At 72.6% G+C, this 12,516-nt stretch carries 15 protein-coding genes; 6 read left to right on the top strand and 9 right to left on the bottom strand.

The window, feature by feature from the left end:
* Positions 1 to 138 precede the first annotated feature (138 nt).
* From ACZ6ZN_RS32205 to ACZ6ZN_RS32190, 4 genes are all read right to left on the bottom strand, one after another.
* Positions 139 to 657 (bottom strand): SixA phosphatase family protein, encoded by a 519-nt coding sequence (locus tag ACZ6ZN_RS32205; protein WP_398111710.1) that lies wholly within the window; start codon positions 655 to 657, stop codon positions 139 to 141.
* A 65-nt stretch (positions 658 to 722) separates the two neighbouring features.
* Entirely contained in the window at positions 723 to 929 is a 207-nt protein-coding gene (locus ACZ6ZN_RS32200; protein ID WP_398111709.1) for a hypothetical protein, read from the bottom strand.
* A 164-nt stretch (positions 930 to 1,093) separates the two neighbouring features.
* Positions 1,094 to 1,210 (bottom strand): SGM_5486 family transporter-associated protein, encoded by a 117-nt coding sequence (locus ACZ6ZN_RS32195; RefSeq protein ID WP_097215821.1) that lies wholly within the window; start codon positions 1,208 to 1,210, stop codon positions 1,094 to 1,096.
* A gap of 60 nt (positions 1,211 to 1,270) precedes the next feature.
* Positions 1,271 to 2,650 carry a CynX/NimT family MFS transporter gene (locus ACZ6ZN_RS32190; RefSeq protein WP_469651693.1) on the bottom strand — a complete coding sequence of 460 codons (1,380 nt, stop codon included), beginning with the start codon at positions 2,648 to 2,650 and terminating at the stop codon, positions 1,271 to 1,273.
* 70 nt (positions 2,651 to 2,720) lie between these two features.
* Between ACZ6ZN_RS32190 and ACZ6ZN_RS32185 the strand changes: the two genes are divergently transcribed.
* Positions 2,721 to 3,413 (top strand): FadR/GntR family transcriptional regulator, encoded by a 693-nt coding sequence (locus ACZ6ZN_RS32185; RefSeq protein ID WP_451877427.1) that lies wholly within the window; start codon positions 2,721 to 2,723, stop codon positions 3,411 to 3,413.
* Here the strand turns inward: ACZ6ZN_RS32185 and ACZ6ZN_RS32180 are convergent.
* The 3 genes from ACZ6ZN_RS32180 to fabG all read right to left on the bottom strand — a co-directional run bounded on the left by ACZ6ZN_RS32180 (position 3,391) and on the right by fabG (position 5,412).
* Positions 3,391 to 3,759 carry a hypothetical protein gene (locus ACZ6ZN_RS32180; RefSeq protein ID WP_451877426.1) on the bottom strand — a complete coding sequence of 123 codons (369 nt, stop codon included), beginning with the start codon at positions 3,757 to 3,759 and terminating at the stop codon, positions 3,391 to 3,393. The two genes, ACZ6ZN_RS32185 and ACZ6ZN_RS32180, sit on opposite strands and share 23 nt — an antisense overlap.
* A 160-nt stretch (positions 3,760 to 3,919) precedes the next feature.
* A complete protein-coding gene (gene fabI / locus ACZ6ZN_RS32175) occupies positions 3,920 to 4,687 on the bottom strand; it encodes an enoyl-ACP reductase FabI (protein WP_333936206.1) in 768 nt (255 codons plus the stop codon).
* Between the two features lie 5 nt (positions 4,688 to 4,692).
* Positions 4,693 to 5,412, bottom strand: a complete 720-nt coding sequence (gene fabG, locus ACZ6ZN_RS32170; protein WP_451877425.1) for a 3-oxoacyl-[acyl-carrier-protein] reductase — start codon at positions 5,410 to 5,412, stop codon at positions 4,693 to 4,695.
* A 274-nt stretch (positions 5,413 to 5,686) separates the two neighbouring features.
* On the opposite strand from fabG, the gene ACZ6ZN_RS32165 reads away from it, so the two are divergent.
* Genes ACZ6ZN_RS32165 through tyrS form a run of 3 tightly spaced genes read left to right on the top strand, consistent with a single transcriptional unit; the run spans position 5,687 to position 9,927 of the window.
* Entirely contained in the window at positions 5,687 to 7,210 is a 1,524-nt protein-coding gene (locus ACZ6ZN_RS32165) for a TldD/PmbA family protein (RefSeq protein WP_469651690.1), read from the top strand.
* On the top strand, positions 7,207 to 8,601 hold the full coding sequence (locus tag ACZ6ZN_RS32160; RefSeq protein ID WP_469651688.1) for a metallopeptidase TldD-related protein: 1,395 nt from the start codon (positions 7,207 to 7,209) through the stop codon (positions 8,599 to 8,601). The genes ACZ6ZN_RS32165 and ACZ6ZN_RS32160 overlap by 4 nt, the downstream gene beginning before the upstream one ends.
* Positions 8,602 to 8,658: 57 nt before the next feature.
* Positions 8,659 to 9,927 carry a tyrosine--tRNA ligase gene (gene tyrS / locus ACZ6ZN_RS32155; protein WP_451877422.1) on the top strand — a complete coding sequence of 423 codons (1,269 nt, stop codon included), beginning with the start codon at positions 8,659 to 8,661 and terminating at the stop codon, positions 9,925 to 9,927.
* A gap of 66 nt (positions 9,928 to 9,993) precedes the next feature.
* On the opposite strand, the gene ACZ6ZN_RS32150 is transcribed toward tyrS, so the two are convergent.
* A complete protein-coding gene (locus ACZ6ZN_RS32150; protein ID WP_451877421.1) occupies positions 9,994 to 10,269 on the bottom strand; it encodes a GlsB/YeaQ/YmgE family stress response membrane protein in 276 nt (91 codons plus the stop codon).
* 244 nt (positions 10,270 to 10,513) lie between these two features.
* On the opposite strand from ACZ6ZN_RS32150, the gene ACZ6ZN_RS32145 reads away from it, so the two are divergent.
* Positions 10,514 to 10,909, top strand: coding sequence for a DUF3099 domain-containing protein (locus tag ACZ6ZN_RS32145; protein WP_398111699.1), 396 nt, complete (start codon positions 10,514 to 10,516; stop codon positions 10,907 to 10,909).
* Between the two features lie 233 nt (positions 10,910 to 11,142).
* Positions 11,143 to 11,367: a hypothetical protein gene (locus tag ACZ6ZN_RS32140; protein ID WP_451877419.1), complete on the top strand. Its 225-nt coding sequence runs from the start codon at positions 11,143 to 11,145 to the stop codon at positions 11,365 to 11,367.
* On the opposite strand, the gene moaA is transcribed toward ACZ6ZN_RS32140, so the two are convergent.
* Positions 11,364 to 12,353, bottom strand: coding sequence for a GTP 3',8-cyclase MoaA (gene moaA, locus ACZ6ZN_RS32135; protein WP_369197681.1), 990 nt, complete (start codon positions 12,351 to 12,353; stop codon positions 11,364 to 11,366). The two genes, ACZ6ZN_RS32140 and moaA, sit on opposite strands and share 4 nt — an antisense overlap.
* Positions 12,354 to 12,516: the final 163 nt, after the last annotated feature.

Genomic DNA, 12,516 nt, shown 5'->3' with positions numbered 1-12,516 from the left:
ACCACATCGGTGCCGGGCCCCTTGCGTGGAGTCGTACGCGCCGAGCACCGAGCATCGAGCGCCCGGCCTGTCGCACGGCAGGCGCTCAAGCGCGCGGAGACGCTCAGGCCCGCGGAGGCGCTCAGGCGCGCCGGGGCCTCACTCCGCCGGCGCCCAGTAGTCGCCCAGCGTGCCGGCGCCCGGCTCCAGGCTCTTCCAGGGTCCGCCGAACGACAGGACGGCGAAGGCCGCGGCCGGGAAGCCCCGGCGGGTCATCCGCTCGCGGGCGTCCGTCTCGGCCGTACCGGCCAGCACCTCGGCCAGGCCCTGGATGCCGGGGTTGTGGCCGACCATGAGGAGGGTGCGGACGTCGTCGGGCGTCTCGTTGAGCACGGCGATCAGCTCACCCGGCGAGGCCTCGTAGATCCGCTCCTCGTAGACGGTCTTCGGCCGCTGCGGGAACTCCTGGACGGCGAGCTTCCAGGTCTCCCGGGTCCGGACCGCGGTGGAGCACAGGGCCAGGTCGAAGGAGAGGCCGGTGTCGACGAGCCTGCGCCCGGCCTCCGCCGCGTCCATACGGCCCCGGTCGGCGAGTGGACGCTCGTGATCCGTCACTTGCGGCCAGTCGGCTTTCGCATGGCGGAAGAGGACAATCCTGCGGGGTTCTGCGACGCTCATGAGATCCAGCTTCGCACGAAACACGCCACGGGGCGCAGGGAGTTGACCACGGGCTTCGGCCGTGCTCAGCGGGACATCAGCCGCTCCACGCGCTCGAAGAGCTGGCTGATCGCGGGGTCGCCCGCCGCGGCGTGGGCGTCGGACGGGTTCAGGATGAGGGCGAGCAGGGCGGTGAAGGCCAGCACGGGCAGGGCGAGGGCCCACCAGGGCAGGCGGCTGTCGGCGGCGGCCCGGGACGCCGGGTGGGGCCGGGTGTGCGTGTGGGCCGACATGGGTGCCTCCGCTCTCCGAGTGGTCGGTGACCGTCGCGAGGTCACCTCTCGAAGCTACGGAACGGGCGGCGGCCGGCCCATCCGGTGATCCACCCACTTGACCCTGACCCTCACCCCCTAGGGGACAGGGGGGACAACCCCACCATGAGGGCGGGCGGGGGCGGTCAGGGCGAGGCGATGGTCGCGATCACGGCGATGACGATGAAGATCGCGAAGAAGGCGCCGAAGACGAGCAGCATCTTCTTCTGACCGTGCTGGGGGTTCGGGTCGAGCACTGGCATGGGGCAAGTCTCGCACCCGCGCGGGACCCCGGACGCCCCGGGCCCCCCTTTTCCGGCGTGTCAGGCGGCGGCCTCGTCCTCCACCGTGCGGTTGCGGCCCGCCAGGACGCCGACCGCCATCTGCGGGACCATCAGGGCGCTCATCAGGGCGATGGGCAGCCCCCAGCCGCCGCTGTGCTGGTAGAGGACGCCCACCAGGAGCGGGCCGGGGATGGAGATGAGGTACCCGGTGCTCTGTGCGAAGGCCGACAGCTGGGCGACGCCCTGGCCGGTGCGGGCGCGCATGCCGACCATGGTGAGGGCGAGCGGGAAGGCGCAGTTGGCGACGCCGAGCAGCAGCGCCCAGGCCCAGGCCCCGGCGGCGGGCGCGAGGTAGAGACCGGCGTATCCGGCGAGGCCGCAGACGCCGAGGGCGATCACGATGGGGCCCTGGTGGGGCAGCCGGGTGGCGAGCCGGGGTATGACGAAGGCCAGCGGGACGCCCATCACCATGGTGACCGCGAGGAGGAGTCCCGCGGTGCCCGCGGGCACGCCGGCGTCCCGGAAGATCTGCGCCATCCAGCCCATGGTGATGTAGGCGGCGGTGGCCTGGAGGCCGAAGAAGACGGCGAGGGCCCAGGCGGTGCGGCTGCGGGTGATCCGCAGCCGGGGGACCTCGGGCGCGGGGCCCGTCCCGGCGGCGTCCGCCCCGCCCTGGCCGGCCGCGTCCCGCGCGCCGGGCGGCGTCACGCGCCCCCGGACGAACGGCAGCCACGGCAGCACGGCCGCCACGGCGAGCGACGCCCACAGGGCCAGGCCGGACTGCCAGCTGCCGCCGAGCGCGTCGGTCAGGGGGACGGTCACGGCGGCGGCGAGGGCGGTGCCCAGGGCGAGCGCCATGGAGTAGAGGCCGGTCATGGACCCGACGCGGTCGGGGAACCAGTGCTTGACGATGACCGGCATCAGGACGTTGCTGACGGCGATGCCCATGAGGGCGAGGGCGCTGGCGGCCAGGAAGCCGGCCGTGCCGCCCGCGTACGGCCGGACCAGCAGGCCGGTGGCGATGGCCACCATGCCGGCGCACACCACGGCTCCCGCTCCGAAGCGGCGGGCGAGCCGCGGGGCCATGACGCCGAAGACGGCGAAGCACAGCGGCGGCACGGAGGTCAGCAGGCCGGCCACGCTGCCGCTCATGCCGAGGCCGTCGCGGACCTCCTCGAGGAGGGCTCCGAGGCTGGTGATGGCGGGCCGGAGGTTCAACGCGGACAGCACGATGCCGAGGACCAGCACGCGCATCGTCCACGCGCGCGGGGAGGCGCCGCTCCGCTCCCGGTCGTCCCGCTCCCGGTCGTCCCGCGCGGCGGGGGCGCCGTGCGGGGCAGGTGTGCCCGCCGGGGCGGAGCCGCTCGCGGTCGGGGGCGTCATCGTCCGGGTTTCCTCGCTGGTCATGACGCCCATCATAGAATCATGGGATGATTGACTGTCCAGTCTCCCTCCACCCTGCGGCGTCCCGGCCGTGGGAAGGTGAGTCATGCCTCTGAGTCATCCCCGCCGCTCGGCGCTGTCCGAGCAGGTCATCGCCGCGCTGCGGGCCCAGATCACCTCGGGCGAGTGGCCGGTGGGCTCCCGCATCCCGACCGAGCCGGAACTGGTCGAGCAGCTGGGGGTCGCCCGCAACACCGTCCGTGAGGCGGTGCGCGCCCTGTCGCACAACGGCCTGCTGGACATCCGCCAGGGCTCCGGCACGTACGTGGTGGCGACGAGCGAGCTGGCCGGCGTGATGCAGCGGCGGTTCGCCGAGGCCGACCCGCGGCACATCGCCGAGCTGCGCTCCACGCTGGAGTCGGCCGCCGCCCGGCTGGCCGCCGGGCGGCGCACGGAGAAGGACCTCAAGCAGCTCGACGCTCTGCTGCTGCGGCGCGAGGAGGCGTGGGAGTCGGGGGACGCCGAGGCGTTCGTGACGGCGGACGCGACCTTCCACCTGGCCGTGGTGTCCGCCTCCCACAACGACGTGATGACCGCGATGTACGCGGACCTCGGCGAGGTGCTGCGGGACTGGCTGCGCGAGGACGTCGGCGGGCGGCTGACGCCGGAGACGTACATGGAGCACGCGGGGATGCTCGACGCGATCCGCGCGGGCGACGCGGACAGCGCCGCGGCCGAGGCGGCCCGCTACCCGTTCCTGTGCCGGCTCGGCGGGGTCAGCTCCCCCGCCGGTGAGTGATCCACGCGCCGCCGACCTCCTTCCAGCAGCGTCCCTTCAGCCGCACCGTCTGCGCGGGCCCGGCGGCCACCGGGGCGCTGTCGGTGTCGATGTCCCACCAGCGGACGCACTCGACGTGCAGGCTCACCCGGTCCGTCTCCGGATAGGGGTTGTGGCAGTACGCGGTCACCTCGGAGCCCGTGACGCGGACCCGGCACGCGGCGCCGAAGGGCCCCGCCTCGGGCCGGGTCCGCGCCGCGTGCGCGGGAGGCGTGCCGTCGTGCGTGCGGGGCACGGCTTCGTACGCCAGGGTCACCACGAGAGCGACGGCGAGGGACAGGGAGGCCGTTCGGCGGGACAAGCGCACAAGGGGACCTCCTCGGCCGTGCTGGGGAGGGAAGGGCGTGCTGGTCGCACCTCCCACAGTGGCCGGTCGGGCACCGTCCCGCCCGGCCTGCTGGGCCGAACGGGCGACGCCCCGCCCCCCGCACACTGCGGGGAACGGGGCGTCGACGGCGCGCGGGAGGTCAGGCGCCGATGGCGTGCAGTCCGCCGTCCACGTGGACGATCTCGCCCGTGGTCTTCGGGAACCAGTCGCTCAGCAGGGCGACGACACCGCGGCCGGCCGGCTCGGGGTCCTTCAGGTCCCACTCCAGCGGGGAGCGCGAGTCCCACACGGACGCCAGCTCGCTGAAGCCCGGGATGGACTTGGCGGCCATGGACCCGAGCGGCCCGGCCGAGACCAGGTTGCAGCGGATGTTCTGCTTGCCCAGGTCGCGGGCCATGTAGCGGCTGGTGGCCTCCAGCGCGGCCTTGGCCGGGCCCATCCAGTCGTACTGCGGCCAGGCGAACTGCGCGTCGAAGGTCAGACCGACGACCGAGCCGCCGTTCTGCATCAGCGGCAGGCAGGCCATGGTCAGCGACTTCAGGGAGTACGCCGAGACGTGCATGGCGGTGGCGACGGACTCGAACGGCGTGTTCAGGAAGTTGCCGCCCAGGGCGTCCTGCGGGGCGAAGCCGATGGAGTGCACGACACCGTCGAGGCCGCCGAGCTCCTCGCCGACGACGTCGGCCAGGCGGCCCAGGTGCTCGTCGTTGGTGACGTCCAGCTCGATGACCTTGGTGGGCTTGGGGAGTTTCTTGGCGATGCGCTCGGTGAGCGTGGGCCGCGGGAACGCGGTGAGGATGACCTCGGCGCCCTGCTCCTGGGCCAGCTTGGCGGTGTGGAAGGCGATCGAGGCCTCCGTCAGCACGCCGGTGATCAGGACGCGCTTGCCCTCGAGAATTCCGCTCATGGTGATCAGTGACCCATTCCCAGTCCGCCGTCAACGGGGATGACGGCTCCAGTGATGTACGAGGCGTCGTCCGAGGCGAGGAACCGCACCGCTGCGGCGATCTCCTCCGGCTGCGCGTACCGGCCGAGCGGCACCTGCGACACGATGGCCGACCGCTGCTCGTCGGTGAGCACCTTGGTCATGTCGGTGTCGACGAAGCCCGGCGCGACGACGTTGAAGGTGATGTTGCGCGAGCCCAGCTCACGGGCGAGGGAGCGCGCGAAGCCGACGAGGCCGGCCTTGGAGGCGGCGTAGTTGGCCTGCCCCGCGGAGCCGAGCAGCCCGACGACCGAGGAGATCAGGACGACGCGGCCCTTCTTGGCGCGCAGCATGCCGCGGTTGGCGCGCTTGACGACGCGGAAGGTGCCGGTGAGGTTGGTGTCGAGGACGGACGTGAAGTCCTCCTCGGACATCCGCATCAGGAGCTGGTCCTTGGTGACACCGGCGTTGGCGACGAGGACCTCGACGGGCCCGTGGGCCTCCTCGATCTCCTTGTAGGCCTGCTCCACCTGCTCGGCGTCGGTGATGTCGCACCGGACGGCGAGGCAGCCCACGTCCGTGAGGGCCGCCGGCGGCTCGCCCGAGCGGTAGGTGATGGCGACCTTGTCGCCGGCGTCGGCGAACGCGCGGGCGATGGCGAGGCCGATGCCCCGGTTGCCTCCGGTGACGAGAACCGAGCGGCTCAACGGATCACCCTTTCCATAGCGGACCGAAATACCACCGCCGGGCCACGGCGCGACAGGCGGCGATGACAGGCGGCTTCCTCGAAAACCTATCGGTCCGGGCACGCGCGCGGACAATCGGGCACCGACAGTGGCGTGGGGGCCGCACTGTCGGGTCCCTACAGATCGCGCCGGTCCGCACCCCGCAAAGCCGTGGCCCGGGGGCCGGGCGGGGGGACATGATCGGAGCTGTCACCGAGCACGGCGACCACGGTCACCTCGACAGAAAGAGACGGCGGTGCCTCATACCATCGACGAGGCCTTCACGGCCCTTCCCCTACGCGCCCTCGCCGACGCGGCCCTCGCACGCGCGCGTGCGCTGGGCGCCGAGCACGCGGACTTCCGTCTGGAGCGGGTGCGGGGCGCCTCCTGGCGCTTCCGGGACGCCAAGCCCGCCGGTTCGTCCGACACCACCGACCTCGGATACGCGGTGCGGGTGGTGCACGGCGGCACCTGGGGCTTCGCGTCCGGCGTGGACCTGACCATGGACGCCGCCGCCCGGGTCGCCGGGCAGGCGGTGGCGATGGCCAAGCTGTCGGCGCAGGTGATCCGGGCGGCGGGTTCCGACGAGCGGGTGGAGCTGGCGGACGAGCCGGTGCACACCGACAAGACGTGGATCTCGTCGTACGAGATCGACCCGTTCTCCGTGCCGGACGAGGAGAAGGCCGCTCTGCTCGCGGAGTGGAGCGCGCGCCTGCTGGCCGCCCCCGGGGTCGACCACGTGGACTCCTCGCTGCTCACCGTGCACGAGAACAAGTTCTACGCCGACACGGCGGGGACGGTGACCACCCAGCAGCGGGTGCGGCTGCACCCGGTCTTCAACGCGGTGTCCGTGGACGAGTCCAGCGGCGAGTTCGACTCGATGCGCACGCTCGCCCCGCCCGTGGGACGCGGCTGGGAGTACCTGCGCGGCACCGGCTGGGACTGGCAGAGCGAGCTGGAGCAAATGCCGGAGCTGCTGGCCGAGAAGATGCGCGCGCCGAGCGTGGAGCCGGGCCTGTACGACCTGGTCGTCGACCCGTCGAACCTGTGGCTGACCATCCACGAGTCCATCGGCCACGCCACCGAGCTGGACCGGGCGCTCGGGTACGAGGCCGCCTACGCCGGCACCTCCTTCGCCACGTTCGACCAGCTCGGCACGTTGCGCTACGGCTCGGAGCTGATGAACGTCACCGGCGACCGCACCGCCGAGCACGGCCTGGCCACCGTCGGCTACGACGACGAGGGCGTCGCGGCGCAGTCCTGGGACCTGGTGAAGGACGGCACCCTGGTCGGCTACCAGCTGGACCGGCGGATCGCGAAGCTGACCGGCTTCGAACGGTCCAACGGCTGCGCCTACGCCGACTCCCCCGGCCATGTGCCGGTGCAGCGCATGGCGAACGTGTCGCTGCGGCCGGACCCGGCCGGGATGTCGACCGAGGACCTGATCGGGGGCGTGGAGCGCGGCATCTACGTGGTCGGCGACCGGTCCTGGTCGATCGACATGCAGCGCTACAACTTCCAGTTCACCGGGCAGCGCTTCCACCGCATCGAGAACGGCCGCCTCGCCGGGCAGCTGCGCGACGTGGCCTACCAGGCGACGACCACCGACTTCTGGGGCTCGATGGCCGCGGTCGGCGGACCGCAGACCTATGTGCTGGGCGGTGCGTTCAACTGCGGCAAGGCGCAGCCGGGCCAGGTCGCGGCCGTGTCGCACGGCTGCCCGTCGGCCCTGTTCAAGGGCGTCAACATCCTCAACACGACCCAGGAGGCCGGTCGATGAGCGCGCGCACCACCAAGCCCCACGAGGTAGTCGAGCGGGCCCTGGAGCTGTCCCGGGCCGACGGCTGCGTGGTCATCGCCGACGAGCAGTCCACGGCCAACCTGCGCTGGGCGGGCAACGCGCTGACCACGAACGGGGTGACGCGCGGACGCACGCTCACGGTCATCGCCACGGTCGACGGCAAGGACGGCACGGCCTCGGGGGTCGTGTCGCGGTCCGCCGTGACCGCCGACGACCTGGAGCCCCTGGTGCGGGCCGCGGAGGCCGCCGCACGCGGGGCCGGGCCCGCCGAGGACGCGCAGCCCCTGGTCGGCGGTGCCGCCCAGGCGCCGGAGTTCACGGAGGCGCCCGCGGAGACCTCCTCCGCCGTGTTCGCCGACTTCGCGCCGGCGCTCGGTGAGGCCTTCGCACGCGCGCGTGCGGGCGGCCGCGAGCTGTACGGCTTCGCCAACCACGAGCTGGTCTCGACGTACCTCGGCACGTCCACGGGACTGCGGCTGCGGCACGACCAGCCGAACGGGACGCTGGAGGTCAACGCCAAGTCGCCCGACCGGACCCGGTCGGCGTGGGCCGGGCGCTCCACGCGGGACTTCAAGGACGTCGACCCGGCGGCGCTGGACGCCGAGCTGGCGGTGCGGCTCGGCTGGGCCGAGCGGCGCGTGGAGCTGCCCGCCGGGCGGTACGAGACGCTGCTGCCGCCGACGGCCGTGGCGGACCTGCTCATCTACCAGATGTGGTCGGCCTCGGGCCGGGACGCGGCGGAGGGCCGGACCGTGTTCTCCATGCCGGGCGGCGGCACCCGGGTCGGCGAGCGGCTGACCGGGCTGCCGCTGACCCTGCGCAGCGATCCGGACGAGCCGGGCCTGGAGTCGGCGCCGTTCGTCATCGCGCACTCCTCCGGCGGGGACCAGTCGGTGTTCGACAACGGGCTGCCGCTCACGGCCACCGAGTGGATGCGCGAGGGTGAGCTGCGGCACCTGACCACCAGCCGGCACAGCGCCGGCCTGACGGGGCTGCCGGTGGCTCCGGGCATCGACAACATCGTCCTGGACGGCGGCGAGGACCGTTCCCTGGAGGAGATGGTCGCGAGCACCGGGCGCGGGCTGCTGCTGACCTGCCTGTGGTACATCCGCGAGGTCGATCCGGCGAGCCTGCTGCTCACGGGCCTGACCCGGGACGGCGTGTACCTCGTGGAGAACGGGGAGGTGACCGGCGAGGTGAACAACTTCCGGTTCAACGAGTCCCCGGTCGGCGTGCTCGGCCGGGCCACGGAGGCGGGGCGGACCGAGAAGACGCTGCCCCGGGAGTGGAGCGACTGGTTCACCAGGGCGGCGATGCCCGCGCTGCGCGTCCCCGATTTCAACATGAGCTCGGTCAGCCAGGGCGTATAACCTCGTAGGCGGCTGTCACCCGACCGCCCGAAGATCGCTCAAGGAGACACGAGAACCGTGACGGACATCGTCGACGAGCTGAAGTGGCGCGGGCTGTTCGCCCTGTCCACCGACGAGGACGCTTTGCGCAAGGCTCTCGCGGACGGTCCCGTCACGTTCTATTGCGGTTTCGACCCGACGGCGCCGTCGCTGCACGTGGGGCACCTGGTGCAGGTGCTCACCGTGCGCCGGCTCCAGCAGGCCGGGCACCGGCCGCTGGCGCTGGTCGGCGGCGCCACGGGCCTGATCGGCGACCCCCGCCCGACCGCGGAGCGCACGCTGAACGACCCGGAGACCGTCGGCGGCTGGGTCGACAGGCTGCGCGCCCAGATCGAGCCGTTCCTGGACTTCGAGGGCGAGAACGCGGCCGTCATGGTCAACAACCTCGACTGGACGCAGAACCTGTCCGCGATCGAGTTCCTGCGGGACATCGGCAAGCACTTCCGCGTCAACAAGATGCTGACGAAGGACTCCGTGGCCCGCCGCCTGGAGTCCTCCGAGGGCATCAGCTACACGGAGTTCAGCTACCAGCTCCTCCAGGGCATGGACTTCCTCCAGCTCTACCGCCGCCACGGCTGCACCCTCCAGCAGGGCGGCAGCGACCAGTGGGGCAACCTCACGGCGGGCCTGGACCTGATCCACCGCCTGGAGCCGGGCGCGACCGTGCACGCGCTGGCGACGCCGCTGATGACCAAGGCGGACGGCACCAAGTTCGGCAAGACCGAGGGCGGGGCCGTCTGGCTCGACCCGGAGATGACGACGCCGTACGCGTTCTACCAGTTCTGGCTGAACGTGGACGACCGGGACATCTCGACGTACCTGCGCATCCTGTCCTTCCGCTCCCGCGAGGAGCTGGAGGAGCTGGAGCGGCAGACCGAGGAGCGGCCGCAGGCGCGGGCCGCGCAGCGGGCCCTGGCCGAGGAGCTGACGACGCTGGTGCACGGCGCCGAGCAGACGGCCGCGGTGATGGCCGCGTCCAGGGCGCTGTTCGGGCAGGGCGAGCTGGCCGGGCTCGACGAGCGCACGCTCGCGGCGGCCCTGTCGGAGCTGCCGCACATCCGCGTGGCCGAGCCGGCCCCGGTCGTCGATCTGTTCGCCGAGGTCGGCCTGGTGGCGAGCAAGTCGGCCGCGCGGCGCACGGTCAAGGAGGGCGGCGCCTACGTGAACAACGTCAAGGTCGCCTCCGAGGACGCCGTCCCCGCCCGGGAGGACCTGCTGCACGGCCGCTGGCTCGTGCTGCGCCGGGGCAAGAAGAACCTGGCCGCGGTCGAGGTCACGGCCGGCTGAGCACGTGCGGGTGAGGGGCGGTCCTCCAGGTCGGAGGCCGCCCCTCGCGTCGTTCGGCGCCCCTGGTCAGGCTCTGCGCCGGTTGCCCCTGGCCGCCGTCCAGGCCTGGTCGCCGAGGCCGACGAGGAGGACCGCCATCACCAGCTGGAACACGTGCCGCCACCAGTCGATGCCGGACGTCGCGTCGACCCCGGCCGCCCGGGCGATGGCGTTGCCGGCGATGCCGCCGATCATGCCCAGGATGACGGTGAGCCACAGGGGTAGGTGCTGCTTGCCCGGGATGATCGCCTTCGCGATCAGACCCAGTACCAGTCCGACGATGATCGCCCACAACCAGCCCATCGCTGCCTCCTCGTACGGCTCGACGTGAGCTCGTACGGCCAGTGTCGGGCCCGGGGGCACCCGTCGCACTCCGGCGCGGGCCGTCCGCGTCACGGCCGGGAGACGGCCCGGCGGACGAGGGGGCACCCGGTCTCGTGACGGCTCCGTACGCGGCGTACCGTGGGATCTGTCCCGGTCCGGGTCCCGGACGCCCGGGACGGCCACACGGCGGGGACGGTCCGATACGGGCGGATGGTGGATTGCGATGCGGAAGCAGCACGGCGGCGGGAACGTCCAGGTTTTCCGGATCACCGGCGCCCGGACGGGGTTGCAGGAGGACGTACGCGGGCGGCAACGCCGGTACGTGATCTCGATGTCGGTCCGCACGGTGTCCGTGATCCTCGCGGCCACCCTGTGGAACGTCGAACGGCATGTGGCGATCGTGGCGCTGGTACTCGGCCTGATCCTGCCGTACATCGCGGTGGTCGTCGCGAACGCGGGGCGCGAGAACGCGCCGTCTCTCCCGTCGACGTTCGTGGCACCGCCGGTGCGGCCGATGATCGCGCCGCCGCAGTCACCGGGCGGGCGGACGGACTCCGCCGCGGACGACGCGGCGTCGGCGACGGCCCCCGGGGCGCGGGCGGACTCGCACGAGCGGTGAGTGCTGCCGTACGGCGGGCACAAACGGAAGTCGCCTTCCGGCCAAGCTCAAGAAAAGCTCAGATCAATCGCGTTGTTCCGGTGCCGGGGCCGGGGTTACCCGTGACATACTTCGTACGCGCTCCGCATCCCCCGTCGGAGCGACGGACCGACGCCGGGCAGCTCCCCCCGTGGCTGCTCGGCGTCGCCTTTGTGCCGTGCAGTTCCTGTCGAGTGCCGGGGTGAGACGAAGCAGTGAGTGACGAGACGCCCATCTGTTCCGCGAAGGGCTGCCGTGCCGACGCGGTGTGGGTGCTGGCGTGGAACAACCCCAAGGTCCACACCCCGGAGCGGCGCAAGACCTGGCTGGCCTGCGACGAGCACCGCGAGCACCTGTCGCAGTTCCTGGGCGTGCGGGGCTTCCTCAAGGACGTCGTCCCGCTCGTGGAGTGGGAGTCCCGGGAGACCCCGGCTTCCTAGCCCCCGATCGCCGACATGGGCCGGTCCGGCTGCACGAACGCCGGGTCGTCCAGTCCCGCTCCCGCCTTCTTGCCCCACATCGCCAGGCGCCACAGGCGGGCGATCTCCTCGTCCGGGGCGCCGGAGCGCAGGGCGGCCCGCAGATCGGTCTCCTCCTGGGCGAACAGGCAGGTGCGCACCTGGCCGTCGGCGGTGAGGCGGGTGCGGTCGCAGGCCGCGCAGAAGGGCCGGGTGACGGAGGCGATCACGCCGACCACATGCGGGCCGCCGTCGACCAGCCAGCGCTCCGCCGGGGCGGAGCCGCGCTTGTCCTGGCCCTCGGGCGTCAGCTCGAACCGGGTGCGCAGGGAGGCCAGGATGTCGCCGGCGGTGATCATGCCGTCGCGCTTCCAGCCGTGCTGCGCGTCCAGCGGCATCTGCTCGATGAAGCGCAGTTCGTAGTCGTGCTCCACGGCCCAGGCGAGGAGTTCGGGGGCCTCGTCGTCGTTCAGGCCGGGCATCAGGACCGAGTTGACCTTGACGGGGGTGAGGCCCGCGTCGCGGGCGGCGTGCAGTCCCTCCAGGACGTCCTTGTGGCGGTCGCGGCGGGTGAGGGTCTTGAAGACGTCCGGCCGGAGGGTGTCGAGGGAGACGTTCACCCGGTCCAGGCCCGCCGCCTTGAGGGCCGCCGCCGTGCGCTTGAGGCCGATGCCGTTGGTGGTCAGCGACATCTGCGGGCGGGGCTCCAGGGCGGCGACGCGCTCGACGATGCCGACGAGCCCGGGGCGCAGCAGGGGCTCACCGCCCGTGAAGCGGACCTCCTCGATCCCGAGGGACGTGACCGCGATGCCGATCAGCCGGACGATCTCGTCGTCGGTGAGCAGGTCCGGCTTGGCCAGCCACTGCAGGCCCTCCTCGGGCATGCAGTACGTGCAGCGCAGGTTGCATCGGTCGGTCAGCGAGACCCTCAGGTCGGTGGCCACCCGGCCGTAGGTGTCGATGAGCACGTGGGCCCCTCCCTGGTCGCGGATCGTGCCCGGAGCACTGTTCTCCGACACCTGCGAGCCTACGTGACCGCACCGGCATCACCACAGGGCTCGATCCCACGACGCACGGCGCGGCCGCGCCGCAGGGACCTGGAGGTTCCTACGAGGCGGCCGCGCGGAGGGG

It is taken from the genome of Streptomyces sp. NPDC053665 (genome assembly GCF_055585285.1).
Note: the sequence above shows the minus strand (reverse complement) of the source record. Positions and strands in the feature narration are given on the sequence as shown.

Coding starts and splice junctions, on each gene's coding strand:
- ACZ6ZN_RS32205 (WP_398111710.1), bottom strand. CDS start 657: ATGAGCGTCGCAGAACCCCGCAGGATTGTCCTCTTCCGCCATGCGAAA.
- ACZ6ZN_RS32200 (WP_398111709.1), bottom strand. CDS start 929: ATGTCGGCCCACACGCACACCCGGCCCCACCCGGCGTCCCGGGCCGCC.
- ACZ6ZN_RS32195 (WP_097215821.1), bottom strand. CDS start 1,210: ATGCCAGTGCTCGACCCGAACCCCCAGCACGGTCAGAAGAAGATGCTG.
- ACZ6ZN_RS32190 (WP_469651693.1), bottom strand. CDS start 2,650: ATGATGGGCGTCATGACCAGCGAGGAAACCCGGACGATGACGCCCCCG.
- ACZ6ZN_RS32185 (WP_451877427.1), top strand. CDS start 2,721: ATGCCTCTGAGTCATCCCCGCCGCTCGGCGCTGTCCGAGCAGGTCATC.
- fabI (WP_333936206.1), bottom strand. CDS start 4,687: ATGAGCGGAATTCTCGAGGGCAAGCGCGTCCTGATCACCGGCGTGCTG.
- ACZ6ZN_RS32160 (WP_469651688.1), top strand. CDS start 7,207: ATGAGCGCGCGCACCACCAAGCCCCACGAGGTAGTCGAGCGGGCCCTG.
- ACZ6ZN_RS32150 (WP_451877421.1), bottom strand. CDS start 10,269: ATGGGCTGGTTGTGGGCGATCATCGTCGGACTGGTACTGGGTCTGATC.
- ACZ6ZN_RS32145 (WP_398111699.1), top strand. CDS start 10,514: ATGCGGAAGCAGCACGGCGGCGGGAACGTCCAGGTTTTCCGGATCACC.